Here is a 14,797-nt window from a genome sequence, read left to right on the forward strand (position 1 = left end):
CATGGCGGAGACCCGGGTTCCCCTGCATGGGGGAGACCCGGGTGCCCCGGGCAGCGGCCGGGAGTACTCAACCCCGTGTGACGTTCACCGCTGTCGTCGTGGGGGCTGGGCAGCATGGTTACCCATAAGTAGCATGGGCGTAGCAAGCGCGCGCTTAGGCGCGCCCCGCAGCAGTGCCACCCCGCACCCTGGAGGAGAGCCATCGTGCCTCGTACCGTCAGGGACGTCGTCTTCGTCGACGGCGTCCGCACCCCGTTCGGCAAGGCGGGCCCGAAGGGCGTTTACCACGAGACCCGGGCCGACGACCTCGTCGTGAAGTCCATCCGGGAGCTGCTGCGCCGCAACCCCGGTCTGGACCCGGCCAAGATCGACGAGGTCGCGATCGCCGCGACCACGCAGATCGGCGACCAGGGACTCACCCTGGGCCGCACCGCCGCCCTGCTCGCCGGGCTGCCCCACTCCGTGCCCGGCTACTCCATCGACCGCATGTGCGCGGGCGCGATGACCGCCGTGACGACCGCCGCCGGCTCCATCGCCTTCGGCGCGTACGACGCCGTCATCGCCGGCGGTGTCGAGCACATGGGCCGTCACCCCATGGGCGAGGGCGTCGACCCGAACCCCCGCTTCGTCTCGGAGAAGCTGGTCGACGAGTCCGCCCTGGTCATGGGTATGACCGCGGAGAACCTCCACGACCGCTACCCGCAGATCACCAAGCAGCGCGCCGACGAGTATGCCGTGCGCTCCCAGGAGAAGGCCGCCAAGGCGTACGCCAACGGCAAGATCCAGCAGGACCTGGTGCCGATCTCGGTGCGCCGCACCACGCCGGAGGGCGGGGAGACGGGCTGGGGCCTGGTCACCGCCGACGAGCCGATGCGCCCGGGCACCACCCTGGAGAACCTCGCCGGTCTGAAGACGCCGTTCCGCGTGCACGGCCGGGTCACCGCCGGCAACGCCGCGGGCCTCAACGACGGCGCCACCGCCTCCGTCATCGCCTCGGAGGAATTCGCCCGCGAGCACGGCCTGCCGGTCAAGATGCGCCTGGTCTCCTACGCCTTCACCGGCGTCGAGCCGGAGGTGATGGGCTATGGTCCGATCCCGGCGACCGAGAAGGCGCTGGCGAAGGCGGGCCTGTCCATCGGCGACATCGGCCTGTTCGAGATCAACGAGGCGTTCGCCGTCCAGGTCCTGGCCCTGCTGGACCACTACGGAATCGCCGACGACGACCCGCGCGTCAACCAGTACGGGGGCGCGATCGCGTACGGCCACCCCCTCGCCTCCTCCGGCGTACGGCTGATGACGCAGCTGTCCCGCCAGTTCGAGGAGCAGCCCGAGGTCCGCTACGGCCTGACCACCATGTGCGTCGGCATCGGCATGGGCGCGACGGTCATCTGGGAGAACCCGCACTTCGACGGAGGCAACAAGTGAGCACCACCGCTGAACTCCTGAAGGGCGCGGCCGAGCTGTTCCCTGACGAGGTCGTCACCCAGGCGCATGTGCGCCACTTCCAGCTCCCGGCGGGCGCGGGCAACTTCGCGCTGATCACGCTGGACAACGGCCTGGACCACACCAAGCCGACCACCTTCGGCCCCCAGTCGCTGGCGAACCTGAACGCCGCTCTCGACCAGGTGGAGAAGGAGGCCGCCGAGGGCCAGATCACCGGTGTCGGCCTCACCGGCAAGCCGTTCATCTTCGCCGTCGGCGCCGACCTCAAGGGCGTGGAGCTGCTCAAGCGCCACGAGGACGCGCTGGCCATCGGCAAGGGCGGCCACGAGGTCTTCAAGCGGCTGTCGTCGCTGGCCGTGCCGACGTTCGCGTACTACAACGGCGCGGCGATGGGCGGCGGCGTCGAGGCCGGCCTGCACTGCACCTACCGCACCGTCTCCAAGGCGCTGCCCGCCTTCTCGCTGCCGGAGGTCTTCCTCGGGCTCGTACCGGGCTGGGGCGGCTGCACGATCCTGCCGAACCTGATCGGCGCGGACAAGGCGGTCTCGGTGATCATCGAGAACTCGCTCAACCAGAACAAGCAGCTCAAGGGCGCGCAGGTCTTCGATCTCGGGATCGCGGACGCGATCTTCGAGGGCGCCGACTTCCTGGAGCAGTCGCTCAGCTGGACGGCGTCGGTGCTGAACGGCTCCGTGACCGTGGAGCGCGCGGAGATCGACCGCGGCGAGGCCTGGGACCAGGCCGTCGCACGCGGCCGGTTCATCGCCGACTCCAAGGTGCACGGCGCGGCCCCGGCCGCGTACCGCGCCCTGGACATCATCGAGGCGGCCAAGGACGCCGATCTGCAGAAGGGCTTCGACGCCGAGGACGTCGCCCTCGCCGACCTGATCATGGGCGGCGAGCTGCGCTCCGGCATCTACGCCTTCAACCTGGTGCAGAAGCGCGGCAAGCGCCCGGCGGGTGCGCCGGACAAGTCGCTGGCCCGTCCGGTCACCAAGGTCGGCGTCGTCGGCGCGGGACTGATGGCCTCTCAGCTGGCGCTGCTGTTCCTTCGCCGCCTCGAGGTGCCGGTCGTGCTGACCGACATCGACCAGGAGCGCGTCGACAAGGGTGTGGGCTATGTCCACGGCGAGATCGACAAGCTGCTCGGCAAGGGCCGTGTCAACCAGGACAAGGCCAACCGCCTCAAGGCCATGGTCACCGGTGTGCTGGACAAGGCCGAGGGCTTCTCCGACGCCGACTTCATCATCGAGGCCGTCTTCGAGGAGATCGGCGTCAAGCAGCAGGTGTTCGCCGAGGTCGAGGCGGTCGCCCCGGAGCACGCGATCCTCGCCACCAACACCTCCTCCCTGTCGGTGACGGAGATGGCCTCCAAGCTCAAGCACCCGGAGCGTGTGGTCGGCTTCCACTTCTTCAACCCGGTCGCGGTGCTGCCGCTGCTGGAGATCGTGCGCGGCGAGCAGACCGACGACGCGTCGCTGGCCACCGCCTTCGGCGTGGCGAAGAAGCTGAAGAAGACCGCGGTGCTGGTCAAGGACGCCCCGGCCTTCGTGGTCAACCGCATCCTGACCCGCTTCATGGGCGAGATCCAGAACGTCATCGACGAGGGCACCCCGGTCGCCACGGCAGAGAAGGCCGTCGAGCCGCTGGGGCTGCCGATGTCGCCGCTGGTCCTGCTGGAGCTTGTCGGCCCGGCGATCGGCCTGCATGTCTCCGAGACCCTCAACCGAGCCTTCCCGGACCGCTTCAGGGTCTCCCCGAACCTGAAGGCGGTCGTGGAGGCGGGCAAGCGCGGCTTCTACGTCTACGATTCCGGGAAGCCGGAGCTGGACCCGGAGGTCGCCGCCCTCCTCAAGCAGGGCGACACGGTCCTGACCGAGGAGCAGGTCCGCGCCCGCGTCCTGGAGGCGGTGGCCCAGGAGATCGGCCTGATGCTCGACGAGGGCGTCGTCGCCGAGGCCCAGGACATCGACCTCTGCCTGATCACCGGCGCCGGCTGGCCCTTCCACCTGGGCGGCATCACGCCGTACCTGGACCGCGAGGGCGTCTCCGAGCGGGTGAACGGAAAGACGTTCCTGCAGCCTGGGACGGCCTCCGTCCCCGCGTGACGACCGAAGTGGTCCGGCCCGGTGGCCGCCGTCGTACCGGCGGCCACCGGGCCGGGCCTTTCCTGGCTTGCGGAAACGTAGCCTGCTGCCGCAGAACTGCGGCACGACCGTGGCGAGTCGGTGAGCGCGGGAAATGCATCCACCGAGGGCACCGAGTCGAAAATCTGTCTATAGTGCACGGTCAGCCAGCTGTTCCCGCGGACCGGCCACCCCCCACCCGAGTCCCGCCCCGCCTTGAGCGGATGCCCAGCAGAGGATTCGAGGAGTATGACGGAGAACGCCGCCCCTTCCGGCCGCCGAACACGACAGGCCACCGCAGGTCGTAAGAGAAGGTGGGGCAGGATCGTACTGCTGACGCTCGTGGTGCTGCTGCTCGCCGCCGGGGGCACCGGCTACTGGCTGTACAGCAGGCTCGACGGCAATATCGAGGCCGTCGATCTGAACAAGTCCCTCGGCGAGGACCGGCCGGAGAAGACGGTCGCCGGGGCCACCGACATCCTGGTGCTGGGGTCCGATTCGCGCGCCGGGGACAACAAGGCGCTGGGCGGCGGGAATGCGACCGGGGCGCGGTCGGACACCGCGCTGGTGGTGCACATCCCGGAGGGCCGGACCAAGGCGGTCGCGGTCAGCATTCCCCGCGACACCCTGGTGACCCGGCCCGAGTGTGTGAAGCGCGACGGGGCTGCACTGCCGTCGGCCGAGCGTGTGATGTTCAACTCCGTCTACACCAGCGCCGGTCCGGCCTGTGTGGTCAAGACCGTTGAGCAGATGTCCGGCGTACGCATCGACCACTACATGGAGATCGATTTCGCCGGGTTCAAGGATCTCGTCGACGCCATAGGCGGGGTCACCGTCGATGTCGAGGAGCCCATCCACGACAGGCACACCGGCCTCAACCTGGCGGCCGGTCCGCAGAAACTCGACGGCGCCGACTCGCTGAAGTTCGTCCGCACCCGGCACGGCATAGGCGACGGGAGCGACCTCGGGAGGATCGGACTGCAACAGCAGTTCATGACCGCGCTGCTCAGCGAGGTCAAGGAGCAGGACCTGCTGGGCAGCCCCACCAAGACGTACAAGATCGCCGACTCGGCGACCAGGTCGCTCACCACCGACTCGGAACTCGCCTCGCTGAGCAAGCTCGCGGACTTCGCGAAGAGCATGCAGGGCGTGGACCCGGGCTCCATGGAGACCATCATGCTGCCGGTGGCCTACGACGCAGTCGACCCCAACCGTGTGGTGGCCGCGGAACCGCAGGCAGAGCAGTTGTGGAAGGCCGTCCGCGAAGACTCGGAGATACCCCAGTCCGCGAAGAAGTCCCCCGCCACCGGGGGCTGACGTGCCGGGCGGCGTCCCCCGGTCCTCAGTGGAACCCTGGACCGGGGGACACCGCCGTGTCCCGGAAGGGCCCGGTGCACGGGTTGCCATGTCGTGGGAGAGCGTATGGACGGTCGGGAACCGCTGAGCCCTGCGGGGGCGCGTCCGGCGCTGGTCGTGGTCGACGGGGCGAACGTCGTCGGCTCCGTACCGGACGGCTGGTGGCGCGACCGCCGCGGCGCCGCCGAACGGCTCCGCGACCGGCTCGCCCTGCTGACGTCGACAGGGCTGGCCGGGCATCCTGGCCCCGTCGAGATCGTCCTCGTGGTGGAGGGCGCGGCGCGTGGGGTGGAGTCCGCACCCGGCGTCCGCGTCGACTCCGCACCGCGCAGCGGCGACGACCGGATCGTGGAACTCGTCCGGGACGAGGCGGCCGGGGGCGGGCGGCCGGCCGGCGGTGTGAGCGGCAGTCAGGGCGGCCGCGCCGTGGTCGTGGTCACGGCGGACCGCGAGCTGCGGGCGCGGGTGGAGGCGTACGGGGCGCGGTGCGTGGGGCCGCGGACGGTGCGGGGGTAGGCGGCGCGGGGCGCAGAGGCGTGGGCACGGCGCAGGGGCGTGGGCACGGCGCAGAGGCGTGGGCACGGCGCAGGGGCGTGGGCTTGCGGCCCACGCCCCTGTTCGCGTTGCTGGGGTCCGGCGTCAGTCGCGGGCCGGTTCCACCGCCTCGCTCTCGTAGCGGCCGTCCAGCTTCGCCACCAGGCCCGTGACCTGACGGGCGATGTCCGGAGCGGTCAGGCCGATCTCGGCGAGGACCTCCTTGCGGGAGGCGTGGTCGAGGAAGCGCGGCGGGATGCCGAAGTCACGCAGCGGGACGTCGACGCCCGCGTCGCGCAGGGCCTGGGAGACCGCCGCGCCGACGCCGCCGACGCGGCAGTTGTCCTCGACGGTGACGACGACGCGATGCCGCTCGGCCAGCGGCGCGAGCGCCTCGTCGACCGGCTTGACCCAGCGGGGGTCGACGACGGTCGCGGAGATGCCCTGGGCGTCGAGTAGTTCGGCGACCTCCAGACACATCGGGGCGAGCGCGCCGACGGAGACGATGAGGACGTCCGGACGCTCGGCGTCCTCGGGCGTGCGCAGCACGTCCATCCCGCCGATCCGGCCGACGGCCTGGACCGCCGGGCCCACCGCGCCCTTGGAGAAGCGCACCACGGTCGGCGCGTCGTCGACCTCGACCGCCTCGCGCAGTTGGGCGCGCACCTGGTCGGCGTCGCGCGGGGCGGCGATCCGCAGCCCGGGGACGACCTGCAGGATGGACATGTCCCACATGCCGTTGTGGGACGCGCCGTCGGTGCCGGTGACGCCGGCCCGGTCGAGGACGAAGGTGACGCCGCACCTGTGCAGCGCCACATCCATCAGCACCTGGTCGAAGGCGCGGTTGAGGAAGGTGGCATACACGGCGAAGACGGGGTGGAGCCCGCCGGTGGCGAGACCGGCGGCGGAGACCGCGCCGTGCTGCTCGGCGATGCCGACGTCGTACACCCGGTCGGGGAAGACCTTGGCGAACCTGTCGAGGCCGACCGGCTGGAGCATCGCGGCGGTGATCGCGACGATGTCCTCGCGCTCCTCGCCGAGCTTGACCATCTCCTCGCCGAAGACCGAGGTCCAGTCGAGGCCGGAGCTGGCGATCGGCAGCCCGGTGTCGGGGTGGATCTTGCCGACGGCGTGGAAGCGGTCGGCCTCGTCCTGGAGGGCGGGCTGGTAGCCGCGGCCCTTCTCGGTGAGGCAGTGGACGATGACGGGTCCGCCGAAGCGCTTGGCCCGCGACAGGGCGGACTCCAGGGCCTCCAGGTCATGGCCGTCGATCGGCCCGACGTACTTCAGTCCGAGGTCCTCGAACATGCCCTGCGGGGCGATGAAGTCCTTCAGGCCCTTCTTCGCGCCGTGCAGGGTGTCGAAGAGCGGCTTTCCGACGACCGGGGTGCGCTCCAGCACCTCCTTCGTGCGGGCCAGGAAGCGCTCGTAGCCGTCGGTGGTGCGCAGGGTGGCGAGGTGGTTGGCGAGGCCGCCGATCGTGGGGGCGTAGGAGCGCTCGTTGTCGTTGACGACGATGACCAGCGGGCGGTCCTTGGCGTCCGCGATGTTGTTCAGCGCCTCCCAGGCCATGCCTCCGGTGAGCGCCCCGTCGCCGATCACTGCGACGACGTGGTCGCCGCGCCCGAGGACCTCGTTGGCCTTGGCGAGGCCGTCGGCCCAGCCCAGGACGGTCGAGGCATGTGAGTTCTCGATGACGTCGTGGTCGGACTCGGCGCGCGAGGGGTAGCCGGACAGGCCCCCCTTGGCCTTGAGCCGGGAGAAGTCCTGGCGGCCGGTGAGCAGCTTGTGGACATAGCTCTGGTGCCCGGTGTCCCACAGGACCTTGTCCCTGGGGGAGTCGAAGACACGGTGCAGGGCGATGGTCAGCTCGACCACCCCGAGGTTGGGGCCGAGGTGTCCGCCGGTCTTGGAGACGGCGTCCACGAGGAAGGTCCGGATCTCCGCGGCGAGCTTGTCGAGCTGCTCCGGGCCGAGCCGGTCCAGATCGCGCGGTCCCCTGATGCGGGTCAGCAGCTCCCACCCGTCGCCCGCCACCGTCTTCGGCGGTCGCGGTTTGCGCGGCTGTTCCACCCTGCCTCCTTGCGTTGAGCATGCCGATTCCGCCGAGTCTAGTGTTCCGCCGGCGGGCGCGGTCATCGGACCGTGCGTTCTACGTCACCCGTACGGTGCATGACGACGGGCACGCAGCGGTGCCCGGCGTCGTCTCCCGACGCCGGGCACCGCTGTGATCTGCCGTGTGTCAGGCGCGGCCCGCCGTCTTCTGCGTCTTGCGGGTGACCGAGTCGATGACGACCGTGATGAGCAGCACTGCTCCGGTGATCATGTACTGGACCGGGGTGCGGATGCCCTCCAGGGCCAGCCCGTACTGGATCGAGACGATCACCATGACGCCGAGCAGGGCGTTCCAGGTCCGGCCGCGGCCGCCGAAGAGGCTGGTGCCGCCGATCACGGCCGCCGCGATCACGTTCATCAGCAGTTCGCCGGTGCCGGCGCTCTGGTTGGCGGCGGCGATCTTGGAGGCCCAGAAGAGGCCGCCGATGGCCGCGAAGGTGCCGGCGAGGGCGAAGACGGAGATCCGGATCGCCGTGACGTTGATGCCGGCGCGCCGGGACGCCTCGACGCTGCCGCCGAGGGCGAAGATCTTCCGCCCGTACGGCGTGCGGCGCAGCATGAAGTCCGTGCCCACCAGGACCGCCAAGAACAGCACCAGCGCCAGCGGCAGCCCCTTGTACTGGTTGAACATATAGGCGGCGGCGAAGGCGATGACCGCGAGCACGGCGGCGCGCAGCGCGATGTCGCTCAGCGGCCGGGCGGGGACTCCGGCGACCTCACGGCGGCGGCTGTCCAGGAAGCCGGAGAGGAAGTACGCGGCCACGGCGAAGGCTGCCAGGCCGTAGGCGGCGGCGACATCGGTGAAGAAGTACGTGGTCAGGCTGCCGACCGCGCCTTCGCGGTCGATGTTGATGGTGCCGGTGTCGCCGAGGAGCTGGAGCATGAAGCCCTGCCAGAAGAGCAGGCCCGCCAGGGTGACGGCGAAGGCCGGCGCTCCGATTCTGGCGAAGAAGAAGCCGTGCAGCGCGCCGATGACCGCGCCCCCCGCGACGGCGACGAGGAGCGCGAGCCATTCGTTCATGCCCTGGCTGACGCTGAGCACGGCCACGACCGCGCCGGAGACGCCGCTGACCGCGCCGACCGACAGGTCGATCTCACCGAGCAGCAGGACGAAGATCACGCCGACGGCCATCATGCCGGTGGCCACCATCGTGACCGCGATGTCGCTGAGGTTCTTGGCGGAGAGGAAGTTGGAGTTCAGGCTCTGGAAGATGGCCGCGATGACGATCAGTCCGACGACGACGGGGACGGAGCCGAGGTCGCCGGCGTGCAGCTTGCGCTTGAACTCCCCGAAGTAGCCGGCGAGGCCCTGTTCACGCACCAGCAGCCGGGGATCGACGGCGGCGACGGCGTCGTGCGCCGCCTCGGGGTTCTCGACCTGGTGGTCCGCGGGCGCTTCGGCCGTGGCCGCCGTCGCGGTGGAGGTCTTCTCGGTGCTCACTTGTTCGCCTCCGCCTTCTCCGCGTTCTCCGCGCTCTTGTCGTTCGTCGCGCTCTCCCCGTTCTTCGCCTCCGCGCTGCGTGCCGCACGGCGGGTCACAGCGTTGTCCGTGGCGCCGGTGATGGCGGAGATGATCTCTTCCTGCGAGGTGCTCTTCACGTCGAAGACGCCGTTGTTGCAGCCGAGCCGCAGGACGGCCACCCGGTCGGCGACGGCCTTGACGTCGGCCATGTTGTGGCTGATGAGGATGACCGCGTGGCCGCGCTCGCGCAGCCGCTCGACCAGGTCGAGCACCTGGGCGGTCTGCTCGACGCCGAGGGCGGCGGTGGGCTCGTCGAGGATGACGAGCTTGGGCTCGCCGAGCATCGAGCGGGCGATGGCCACCGTCTGGCGCTGGCCGCCGGAGAGCGAGGCGATCGGGATGCGGACGCTGGGGATGCGGATCGACAGCGTGCTGAGCAGCTCGCGGGCGCGGCGCTCCATCTCGATCTCGTCCAGGACGCCGCGCTTGTGCAGCTCCCGGCCGAGGTAGAGGTTGCCGACGACGTCGATGTTGTCGCAGAGCGCGAGGTCCTGGTAGACGGTCGCGATGCCCAGGTCCTGGGCGTCGTGCGGCCTGCTGATCGTGACCGGGCGGCCCTCCCACTCGATGACGCCCTCGTCGATCGGGTGGACGCCGGCGATCGTCTTGACCAGCGTGGACTTGCCTGCGCCGTTGTCGCCGACCAGGGCGACCACCTCGCCGGCGTGGATCTCGAGCTCTACGTCGGTGAGCGCCTGTACGGCGCCGAACCGCTTGGAGACCCCTCGCAACGCCAGCACGGGCGTAGCGGACACGTGAACCATCTCCTTCGCCGCCTGACCGGCGGGGATTTCACCGCCTGACGGCGGGGACGCCGCGCCCGACAGGGGGTGGAGCGCGGAGGCTGAGCAGAAGTGTGCAGAAGTCTGCGGGGCTGCGAAAGGCCGTGGGCGGTCTCTCGCAGCGGCAGGGACGGCGACCGGCGAACGGCCGGCCAGAGGAACAGCAGATACGTTTCGCCCGGTGCTCCGCCCAGTTGCGGGGCTGGATGCGGTGCGGAGCACCGGACGAGATCGTGGGGCGGCCCGAAGGGGGCCTGCCGGCCTTACTTCAGGCCGATCGCGTCACAGGCGGCCTTGTACTTGTCCGTGCAGATGTCCTGCACCGTGTAGACGCCGTCCTTGATGACGGTGTCCTTGATGTTCTCCTTGGTCAGCGAGACCACCGGGACCAGCACGGTGGGAACGCCCTTGGTGGTGGGGCTGTCCACGGTGTCCTTGGCGATGGCGTCGAGCTTCTCGCCCTTGGCGAGGGCGACGGCCATCTCGGCGGCGGCCGCGGCCTCGGGGGCGTACGGCTTGTAGACGCTCATGTACTGCTCGCCCGCCACGATCCGCTGCACGCCGGAGAGCTCGGCGTCCTGGCCGGTGACCGGCGGGAGCTTGCTGAAGCCGCCGCCCTGGAGTGCGGTGATGATGCCGCCCGCCATGCCGTCGTTGGCGGAGTAGACGCCGACGATCTTGTCCTTGCCAAGGGCCGAGATCGCCGCCTCCATGTTGGAGTTGGCGTTCTCCGGCTTCCACTCCTTGGTGTCGTACTCCTTGCCGACGTTGACCTTGCCGTCGAGGACGGACTTGGCGCCCTTCTTGAACAGCGCGGCGTTCGGGTCGGTGATCGNGCGCCCTTCTTGAACAGCGCGGCGTTCGGGTCGGTGATCGCGCCGTGCATCATCACGATCTGGCCGTCCTTGGCCTTGTCGCCGAGCGCGTCGAGCAGCGCCTGGCCCTGGACGCGGCCGACCTCTTCGTTGTCGAAGGAGGTGTAGGCGTCGATCGGGCCCTCGGCGAGGCGGTCGTAGGCGACGACCGGGATGCCGGCCTCCTCGGCCTTGCTGACGCTGCCGGCGATGGCCTTGGCGTCGACCGCGTCCAGGATGAGCACGTCGACCTTGTTGGTGATCATGGTGTCGACCTGCTGCGACTGCAGGGTGGCGTCCTGCTTGGCGTTGGAGTAGACGACCTTCGCCTTGCCGCCGGTCAGCTCGCTGATCTTCTTCTCGATCAGCGGCTTGTCGAACTTCTCGTAGCGGGCGGTCTGGTTCTCGGGAAGAAGCAGGCCGATCGTGAGGTCGTCGCCCTTCTTCTTCTCACCGGTCTCGGCGGCCTTGTCGCCGGACTCCTTGGCGCTGCCGCAGGCGGCGAGGGAAACGGCCATCGCACCAGCGGCGACGACGACGGCTGCACGACGCATACGCGTGTTCATCTTCTAAAACCTCCCTGACGCGGCCGCGGCGTTGCGGCCGAGGTGGCTGGAAGTCAACTCGGCCCCGCTGCTGCCGTCAAGGAGTAAATTCTTAACGAGATGACAACGGTGCCATGTGTTCTCTAAGTGAACGCTGGGCTACTGGGCTGCAACGCACTGCCCAGAAGGGTCGAATCGCCCATTTCGCTGAGCACAAGAGCGAGGGCGCCCAGCACTTCGGCCCGCCCGCCGAGGGCCCCGGGGGCCACGGACAGCTGCCGTGCGGCACTGGGGATGGCATAGCGGGACACGGAGTCCCTGATGGGCCCCAGGACCAGCTCCCCGGCCTCGGCCAGATCGCCGCCGAGCACCACCCTGCTGGGGTTCAGGAGATTGCAGAGGTTGGCCACACCGCTGCCGACATGACGGCCGACGTCCCCGACGACCCGGCGGCAGCCCGGATCGCCCTCGCGGGCGAGCTGGACCACGCGCTCCATCGTCAGATCGGCTCCATGACCGGGCTGGAGCAGGGGCAGCACATAGCGGGCCGCGGCGAAGGTCTCCAGACAGCCGCGGTTTCCGCAGCGGCACACCGGGCCGGACTCGTCCAGCGTGATGTGCCCGATCTCCCCGGCGGTGCCGCCCGGCCCCCGGTAGATCTGCCCGTCGATCACCAGACCGGCGCCGACTCCGGACGCGACCTTGATATAGGCGAGGTCCTTCACCCCGCGGCCGCTCCCCCACACCAGCTCGCCCAGCGCGCCGAGGTTGGCGTCGTTGTCGACGTAGACCGGCGCGCCGAGCCGGGCGGAGAGCTCCTGGCTGGGGTTGATCCCGCTCCAGCCCGGCAGGATCGCGGTGGAGCCGAGGGTGCCGGACTCCACGTCGATCGGGCCCGGCACGCCGAGACCCACGCCGATCACCTTGTCCCGGCCGATGCCGCAGGCCGCGATCAGCCGTTTGACCAGCTGTTCCGCCCGGTCGAAGCCCTGCGCGGCGGAGGCGTCGACATCGAGCGGCTCGGACTCCTCGGCCAGCACCTGGTGGGCGAGGTTGCCGACGGCGACCCGCAGATGCGTATGGCCGAAGTCGACGCCGATGACGATGCCCGCGTCGCCGCTGAGGGAGACGCTGCGGGCCCGGCGGCCGCCCGCGGAGGTGGGGGTGACCTCGACCGTGCCGCCGTCCTTCAGTTCACGAACGATATTGGAGACCGTGGCGGCCGACAGGCCGGTGCTTCTGGCGATCTCCGCCTGGGTGAGCGAGCCCGCCAAGCGCACGGCCCTGACGACCCGCTCGAGGTTGGCCCGGTGCAGTGATGTCTGCGACCCCGGAGTCTCCATTGACCCATCCACTCCTGCCCCCGGTGGGCGGCACGACCGCCGCCCCCGGCCGGGTTCACCACGATGTGACCCAGCATCTCTCCAACTTATGAACTCTAAGCTCAACCGGAGGGGGCATATCGCGTCAAGACCTTGAGCGAGAGGAGAACCGTAAGGAGACCTCGCCGAGATCTGGCCTCCCTCGCCCGGAGGACGGGCGAAGACGTCCGCCCGTATGCGCACGCTGCGCATACGGGCGGTTCCGGCAGGTCGGGGTTCTTCAGCCGCGGGTCGGCTCGCTCGGCGTCACTTCAACGTGCCCGCCGTGAGGCCGGACTGGACCTGGCGCTGGAACGACAGGTACACGACCAGCATCGGGATCATGGCGATGGTCACCCCGGCGAACAGCACCGGAAGATCGCTGGCGTACCCCTGCTGCTGCTGGAGCTGCACCAGCCCCTGGGTGAGCAGATAGCGCTCGGGGTCGCTGTTGTCCCTGGGCTGCATCAGCACCACGGGCAGGATGTACTGGTTCCACTGGCCCAGCGCGTTGAAGATGCCCACGCTCAGCAGCCCCGGCTTTGCCATCGGCAGCATGACCTGGAAGAACGCACGGGTGTGCGAGGCCCCGTCGATCACCGCCGCTTCGTGCACTGCCGTCGGCAGGGTGCGGAAGAAGGCGTGCATAAAGAACACCGTGAAGGGCATCGAGTAGGCGATGTAGACCAGGATCAGGCCCTGGTAGGTGTTCAGCATCCCGAACCGCTCGACCATGAAGTAGAGCGGGACGAGCGCGAGGAAGACGGGGAACATCGCCCCGCCGACGAAGAAGAAGTACAGGAAGCGGTTGCCCGGGAACTCGTAGCGCGCCAGCACATACGCCGCCATCGACCCGAACAGCATGGTCAGCGGCACCGAGAAGGCAAGCACTATCACCGTGTTGGTGAAGTAGTCGCCGATGCCCTTGTCCCAGGCCCGTACGAAGACGTCGAAGGTCCAGTTGGTGGGCCAGCTCAGTGCGGAGCCGCCGATCTGGGCGTCGGTCTTGAAGGAGCTCAGCACGAGCCAGAGCAGCGGCAGCACGATCAGCACGGCCCAGAGCGCCAGAAAGCCGTGCGAGAAGACATTGAGGGTGATGCCCTCGGTGGCGCGGTCGCCGGGGCGCAAGGCCCGCCGGCCGCTCTTCGGCCCGACGCCCCGCGGGCCGTCGGCGCCCGGCTCGGTGGCGGAGGACTCCTTGGCAGTGATGCTCATCGCTCTCCCCGCTCAGAATTCGATGCGCTCGCGGCGGGTGGCGCGGAGCGTGACGACGGACAGGATCAGGGTCAGCAGCAGCATCACCACACCCATGGCGCAGGCGTAGCCGCTCTTTCCGAAGTACAGGAAGTTACGCATCAGGACCGTGGCCATGACCTCGCTGTGATGGTCGGGGCCGCCGCCGAACTGACCCGATGTCATGGTCGACACCAGGACGAACAGATCCATCGCGGTGATTCCGAGGTAGACCCAGGAGGTCTGCACGGATTCCCACAGCAGCGGGAGGGTGACCCGGAAGAACGTCTGGGCCCGGCCCGCGCCGTCCAGCAGGGAGGCTTCGTAGATCTCCTTGGGGATGGACTGCATGGCCGCGGAGAACAGCACGAGATAGAACCCGACACCGTGCCAGACGACGACGGCCAGCAGACACCACAGCACCAGGGAGGGCTCGTTGAGCCACTCGACGGGCCGGCCGGCGTCGACCAGACCCGCCTTGACGAGCAGACCGTTGAGCAGTCCGCCCTGGTCGCTGCGGTAGACGGCGCCGAAGAGCACCGCGAGGATCGCCAGTGAGAGGACCTGCGGGAAGAAGTACACGATCTTGTAGAAGCCGGAGCCCTGGATGCCCGTGACCCCTCCCGCGCCGCCCCGGCCGCCCGCGTTGAGCATAAAGGCGAAGAAGAGGGCGAGCAGGATGGTGATCACCGGAATGAACACCAGGAACAGGATGTTGTGCCAGATCGCCTGCAGGAAGACGTTGTCCTCGAGCAGTGCGGCGTAGTTGTCGAGGCCTACGAACCCGAAGGTCTGCGACTGGCCCTTCCAGTCGGTGAAGGAGTATCCGATCGTCTGGAGATACGGCCAGATCACAAAGATCAGATACAGCGCCACGGGAGCGAGAAGAAATCCCGTGACGAACTGGTACTGCCCTTTTCGCATGG

At 69.3% G+C, this 14,797-nt stretch carries 10 protein-coding genes and 1 pseudogene; 4 read left to right on the forward strand and 7 right to left on the reverse strand.

Translation table 11 applies throughout. From position 1 onward, the window contains the following. The first annotated feature begins 204 nt into the window (after positions 1 to 204). The 4 genes from QCN29_RS20300 to QCN29_RS20315 all read left to right on the forward strand — a co-directional run bounded on the left by QCN29_RS20300 (position 205) and on the right by QCN29_RS20315 (position 5,441). Positions 205 to 1,425, forward strand: coding sequence for a thiolase family protein (locus QCN29_RS20300; protein ID WP_279929806.1), 1,221 nt, complete (start codon positions 205 to 207; stop codon positions 1,423 to 1,425). After that, positions 1,422 to 3,551 carry a 3-hydroxyacyl-CoA dehydrogenase NAD-binding domain-containing protein gene (locus QCN29_RS20305; RefSeq protein ID WP_279929807.1) on the forward strand — a complete coding sequence of 710 codons (2,130 nt, stop codon included), beginning with the start codon at positions 1,422 to 1,424 and terminating at the stop codon, positions 3,549 to 3,551. Before QCN29_RS20300 ends, QCN29_RS20305 begins: the two co-directional genes overlap by 4 nt. A gap of 267 nt (positions 3,552 to 3,818) precedes the next feature. After that, positions 3,819 to 4,886: an LCP family protein gene (locus tag QCN29_RS20310; protein ID WP_279929808.1), complete on the forward strand. Its 1,068-nt coding sequence runs from the start codon at positions 3,819 to 3,821 to the stop codon at positions 4,884 to 4,886. Between the two features lie 105 nt (positions 4,887 to 4,991). Then, positions 4,992 to 5,441 carry a PIN domain-containing protein gene (locus QCN29_RS20315; RefSeq protein WP_279929810.1) on the forward strand — a complete coding sequence of 150 codons (450 nt, stop codon included), beginning with the start codon at positions 4,992 to 4,994 and terminating at the stop codon, positions 5,439 to 5,441. Between the two features lie 123 nt (positions 5,442 to 5,564). Here the strand turns inward: QCN29_RS20315 and dxs are convergent, their stop codons facing one another. The 7 genes and pseudogenes from dxs to QCN29_RS20350 form a co-directional block, all read right to left on the reverse strand. After that, positions 5,565 to 7,532: a 1-deoxy-D-xylulose-5-phosphate synthase gene (gene dxs / locus QCN29_RS20320; protein WP_398859555.1), complete on the reverse strand. Its 1,968-nt coding sequence runs from the start codon at positions 7,530 to 7,532 to the stop codon at positions 5,565 to 5,567. 169 nt (positions 7,533 to 7,701) lie between these two features. Then, positions 7,702 to 9,015 carry a sugar ABC transporter permease gene (locus QCN29_RS20325; protein ID WP_279929811.1) on the reverse strand — a complete coding sequence of 438 codons (1,314 nt, stop codon included), beginning with the start codon at positions 9,013 to 9,015 and terminating at the stop codon, positions 7,702 to 7,704. Continuing rightward, on the reverse strand, positions 9,012 to 9,860 hold the full coding sequence (locus QCN29_RS20330; protein WP_398859557.1) for an ATP-binding cassette domain-containing protein: 849 nt from the start codon (positions 9,858 to 9,860) through the stop codon (positions 9,012 to 9,014). Before QCN29_RS20330 ends, QCN29_RS20325 begins: the two co-directional genes overlap by 4 nt. 281 nt (positions 9,861 to 10,141) lie before the next feature. Continuing rightward, positions 10,142 to 11,298: pseudogene (locus QCN29_RS20335) on the reverse strand (substrate-binding domain-containing protein). A gap of 122 nt (positions 11,299 to 11,420) precedes the next feature. Continuing rightward, positions 11,421 to 12,620: an ROK family transcriptional regulator gene (locus tag QCN29_RS20340; RefSeq protein ID WP_279929812.1), complete on the reverse strand. Its 1,200-nt coding sequence runs from the start codon at positions 12,618 to 12,620 to the stop codon at positions 11,421 to 11,423. Between the two features lie 285 nt (positions 12,621 to 12,905). Beyond that, positions 12,906 to 13,853, reverse strand: a complete 948-nt coding sequence (locus tag QCN29_RS20345) for a carbohydrate ABC transporter permease (RefSeq protein ID WP_279929813.1) — start codon at positions 13,851 to 13,853, stop codon at positions 12,906 to 12,908. 12 nt (positions 13,854 to 13,865) lie between these two features. Continuing rightward, positions 13,866 to 14,795 carry a carbohydrate ABC transporter permease gene (locus QCN29_RS20350; RefSeq protein ID WP_279929816.1) on the reverse strand — a complete coding sequence of 310 codons (930 nt, stop codon included), beginning with the start codon at positions 14,793 to 14,795 and terminating at the stop codon, positions 13,866 to 13,868. Positions 14,796 to 14,797: the final 2 nt, after the last annotated feature.

Source organism: Streptomyces chengmaiensis (assembly GCF_029846775.1).
Lineage (GTDB): Bacteria > Actinomycetota > Actinomycetes > Streptomycetales > Streptomycetaceae > Streptomyces > Streptomyces chengmaiensis.

What these genes read in the sequence shown, in the direction of transcription:
- QCN29_RS20310 (WP_279929808.1), top strand. Translation starts at nt 3,819, where the DNA reads ATGACGGAGAACGCCGCCCCTTCCGGCCGCCGAACACGACAGGCCACC.
- QCN29_RS20315 (WP_279929810.1), top strand. Translation starts at nt 4,992, where the DNA reads ATGGACGGTCGGGAACCGCTGAGCCCTGCGGGGGCGCGTCCGGCGCTG.
- QCN29_RS20350 (WP_279929816.1), bottom strand. Translation starts at nt 14,795, where the DNA reads ATGCGAAAAGGGCAGTACCAGTTCGTCACGGGATTTCTTCTCGCTCCC.
- QCN29_RS20345 (WP_279929813.1), bottom strand. Translation starts at nt 13,853, where the DNA reads ATGAGCATCACTGCCAAGGAGTCCTCCGCCACCGAGCCGGGCGCCGAC.
- QCN29_RS20330 (WP_398859557.1), bottom strand. Translation starts at nt 9,860, where the DNA reads ATGGTTCACGTGTCCGCTACGCCCGTGCTGGCGTTGCGAGGGGTCTCC.
- QCN29_RS20340 (WP_279929812.1), bottom strand. Translation starts at nt 12,620, where the DNA reads ATGGAGACTCCGGGGTCGCAGACATCACTGCACCGGGCCAACCTCGAG.